Consider the following 3,572-nt stretch of genomic DNA (forward strand, 5'->3'; position numbering starts at 1 on the left):
GGTCATCGGGGACCGATCAGACACCGGTAGAGGCGGGCGTGCGCGGCCCCGACGGACGGCCAGGACCGGTCGGCGACGAGGTTGCGGCCGCCAGCGGACACGGCCGCCCGCAGCGCCGGGTTGCCCAGCAGCCGGCGCAGCTCACGGGCCAGCGCGGCCGGGTCCCGCACGGGTTTGGCCACGATCGCCGTCCGGCCGTCGACGAGGGCCGGATCCGGCGGGTCCGCGACCGTTACCACTGTCGGCAGGCCGTGGGACAGCGCGGCCGCCAGCGCCCCGCTCTTCGTCGTCACCCCGGCGGTGAACGGCAGCACGCAGACGTCCGCCCCGGCCAGGATGTCCGAAACCTCTTCGGCCGGCAGATGTCCGGTGAACGTCACCCGGTCCGCGACGCCGACGGCACGGGCGTGCCCTTCGAGCTCGCGGCGGAAGGCCGCCGCCTCGGCGTCGGGCAGCGCCAGGGAGGTGAACCCGCCGACGACGGCGAGATGCAGGTCGGGATGGTCGGCGTGCAGCTCGGCGACGGCTTCGAGGAGATACCGCACGCCTTTCACCGGGTGGACGAAGCCGAAGAAGACTGCCACCTCGGCGTCGGGGCCGGTGCCGAGCCGGCCGCGTAGCCGGGACCGGGCCGCCTGTCCCGGGCTGACGCCGGGGGATGGGTCGGCGCCGGGGGATGAGCCGGCGTCGGAGGACAGACTGGCGGTGCGGGCGGTGCTTCGTGCCCGGGGGATGTTCGCGGCGACGGGGACCAGTTGCGCCTGGCGGCCGAAGCGGGTGCGTACCGCGGCGGCGTGCTCGGGATTGGTCACCACCAGGGCGCGCGAGTGGGGCACGAGCGTCAGGGTCTCCCGGTCCCACCAGCCGTACTCGTGCAGGGTGGTCACCCAGGGGACGCGCCGGCCCGCCAGCGGGGGCAGCAGCCCGACCGCCGGGGAGAACCCGAACGCCGAGGGTGCGAACTGGAGGTGGACGAGGTCGGGCCGCAGGCGCCGCAGCGCCGTTGCGGTGGCGGCGATCCCGGCCGGACCCCACCCACGTTCCAGCGTGACCACCCGGGTGGGGCCGAGGTCGCCCTCGACCCGCCCCGAGGTGATCAGGACGGGATCGATGTCGTGGCGCAGTGTCTCGGCGAGCCGGATGGTGTAGTCGGCGACGCCGTCCTCGGCGGTGACGAGGTTGCCGCAGACGAAGGCGATCCGGGGGATGGCTGTCCGGGGGATGGCTGCTCGCGGCATGGAGAAGGCCGTACCCGCTCGCCGGAGCGGTCACCGCCTGCCGGGCAGCCCCCTGGGCCCTCGAGGCCGAGGCGATCGGCGTGGTTCTCGCCCGGCGTGGTTTTCACGGAGAGAACGTTCCTCGCGGAGAGTAGCAGTTTTGTTGCCCACCCTCCGGGCACGGGGCGGGGGAGAAGCCGTCCCTGACCGTCTCGACCGTTCCCGACCGTCCCGGAGCCTCCCGTGAACGAAGTCGCGTCCCACCCGGCGGCGGGCCGTGCGGGTCCGCTGGACCTCGCGGCCGCCCGCCACGTCCTGGCGGTCCGTCCGGACAATCTCGGGGACGTCGTGCTGCTGTCCCCGGCGCTGCGGGCGCTGCGGGCCGCGGCGCCCGGGGCCCGCCTCGACGTGCTGACCTCACCCGGCGGGGCGGCCGTGCTGCCCCTGCTTGACTGCGTCGATGACGCGGTCGTGGCATCGGTGTGCTGGCAGGACACCGGCGGCCGATCCGTCGACCCGGCCGAGCAGACCCGGCTGGTCGAGACGCTGGCGCGGCGCCGCTACGACGTCGCGGTCCTGTTCACCTCGTTCTCCCAGTCGCCGTGGCCGGCCGCCTTCGTCTGCGCCCTCGCCGGGATCCCGACCCGGGTTGGCGCCTCGCGGGAGTTCGGCGGGTCGCTGCTCACCCACTGGGTGGACGACCTGCCCGGCGGTATCCACCAGGTCGACCGGGCGCTGCTGCTGCTGCGCCGCTTCGGCATCCCCGCCCCGGCATCCCACCCCCGGCTGGCCGTGCCAGGCGAGGCCGTCGCGAGGGTCCGGCCGCTGACGGAACCCGGCCCTTACGCGGTGCTGCTGCCCGGGGCGAGCTGTTCGGCCCGCCGCTACGGCGCCGACCGTTCGCCCGGGTCGCCGGCCTGCTCGCGGGCGCGGGCCTGCGGGTCCTCGCCGCCGGCACGGGCGCCGAGACCGCCCTGGTCGACCGGGTCGTCGCCGCTGCCGGCCCGGCGGGGCGGGGCCTCACCGGGGTCCTGGACGTCCCGGCGCTGGCCGCGCTCCTGCGCGGCGCGGCGGTCGTCGTCACCAACAACTCGGGCGGTGCCCATCTCGCCGACGCGGTGCGCACGCCCGTCGTCACCCTGTTCGCCGGCACTGAACGGGAGAGCGAGTACCGGCCACGCGCCGCGCGCGTCGCGGTGCTGCGCCGGGCGACGCCCTGCACGCCCTGCCGCGCCTTCACCTGCCCGTTCGGGCACGAATGCCTGGATCTGCCGCCGGCCGAGGTGACCGCCGCCGCGCTTGCGCTGGTCGGGGAGGGGATGGCCCGATGACCGCCGCCCCCGCGTCTCTAGCCTCGTCTCCGGCCTCGCCGCGTCCCGTGCCGCTCGCCGAGCTGCCGGATCGGTTTGGTGCGCTGCACCTGCTCGTGGTCGGGGACGCGATGCTCGACTCCTGGCTGCGGGGACCGCCGCGGGGGTTGTCCCGGGAGGGCCCCGTACCCGTCGTCTCTGTGACCGGGCGGGAGGAGTCCCCGGGGGGAGCCGGCAACGCCGTCCTCGCCGCGGCCGCCCTCGGTGCGCGCACCCGGCTGGTCGGGATGGTGGGGGACGATCCCGACGGCCGGCGGCTGCGGGACCTGCTCGACGCCGGTGGCGTCGGCACGTCCGCCGTGGTCGTCGAACCCGGGTGGACCACGGTGGCCAAGCGGCGGATCTGTTCCGGCAACCATCTCCACCTGCGCTGCGACACGGGTGACGAGACCCCGCCCCGGCGGGCCACCGCCGCCGCCGTGGCGGCCCGCGTCACCGCCGGGGCCGCGTCGGCCTGTGCCGTGCTGGCCTGCGACTACGGCACGGGGTTGTTTACCCCCGAGCTGATCGGCCGGGTGGCGGCAGCCGTGCGGGCGGCGGGCCGGCGGCTCGTCGTCGACGCCCACGACCTCACCCGATGGGCGGCGGTGCGCCCCGACCTGGTCAAGCCCAATGCGGATGAGGTCGTCGCGCTGCTGCCCGAGGCCGTCCGAGGCTCCTTCGCGCACGACTGAGTCGGGACCGTGCGGCACCACGCGGCACAGATCCTCGCCGCCAGCGGGGCGCGGGCCGCGGCCGTCACCCTCGACGGCGTCGTCGTCCTTACTCCCGATGAGCCGCCGTGGCATCTGCCGGCCACCGCCGACGCGCCCGACGAGCGCACCTCGGGGGCCGGTGACACGTTCGTCGCCGCCATGGTCCTCGCCCGGGCGGCGGGCGTCGGGCTGCGTGACGCCGTCCGGCTCTCCTCGATCGCCGCGTCCGTGGCCGTCTCGACCGCCGGCACCGGCATCTGCCCGGCGGCGGACCTGCGCGCCCGGCTGCA

Annotated in this window: 2 protein-coding genes and 2 pseudogenes; 3 read left to right on the forward strand and 1 reads right to left on the reverse strand. The window is 76.1% G+C overall.

Annotated features, from left to right (window positions below; all coding sequences use genetic code 11):
- Positions 1-2 precede the first annotated feature (2 nt).
- Positions 3-1,238: a glycosyltransferase gene (locus AC08OJ_RS19235; RefSeq protein WP_476596468.1), complete on the reverse strand. Its 1,236-nt coding sequence runs from the start codon at positions 1,236-1,238 to the stop codon at positions 3-5.
- Between the two features lie 459 nt (positions 1,239-1,697).
- Between AC08OJ_RS19235 and AC08OJ_RS19240 the strand changes: the two are divergent.
- The 3 genes and pseudogenes from AC08OJ_RS19240 to AC08OJ_RS19250 all read left to right on the forward strand — a co-directional run.
- Positions 1,698-2,051: pseudogene (locus AC08OJ_RS19240) on the forward strand (glycosyltransferase family 9 protein); the annotation flags it as partial.
- A 101-nt stretch (positions 2,052-2,152) separates the two neighbouring features.
- On the forward strand, positions 2,153-2,548 hold the full coding sequence (locus tag AC08OJ_RS19245; protein WP_476596469.1) for a glycosyltransferase family 9 protein: 396 nt from the start codon (positions 2,153-2,155) through the stop codon (positions 2,546-2,548).
- 110 nt (positions 2,549-2,658) lie between these two features.
- A pseudogene (locus AC08OJ_RS19250) lies at positions 2,659-3,572 on the forward strand (bifunctional heptose 7-phosphate kinase/heptose 1-phosphate adenyltransferase); the annotation flags it as partial.

The organism is Frankia sp. CgKIO3, assembly GCF_977946435.1.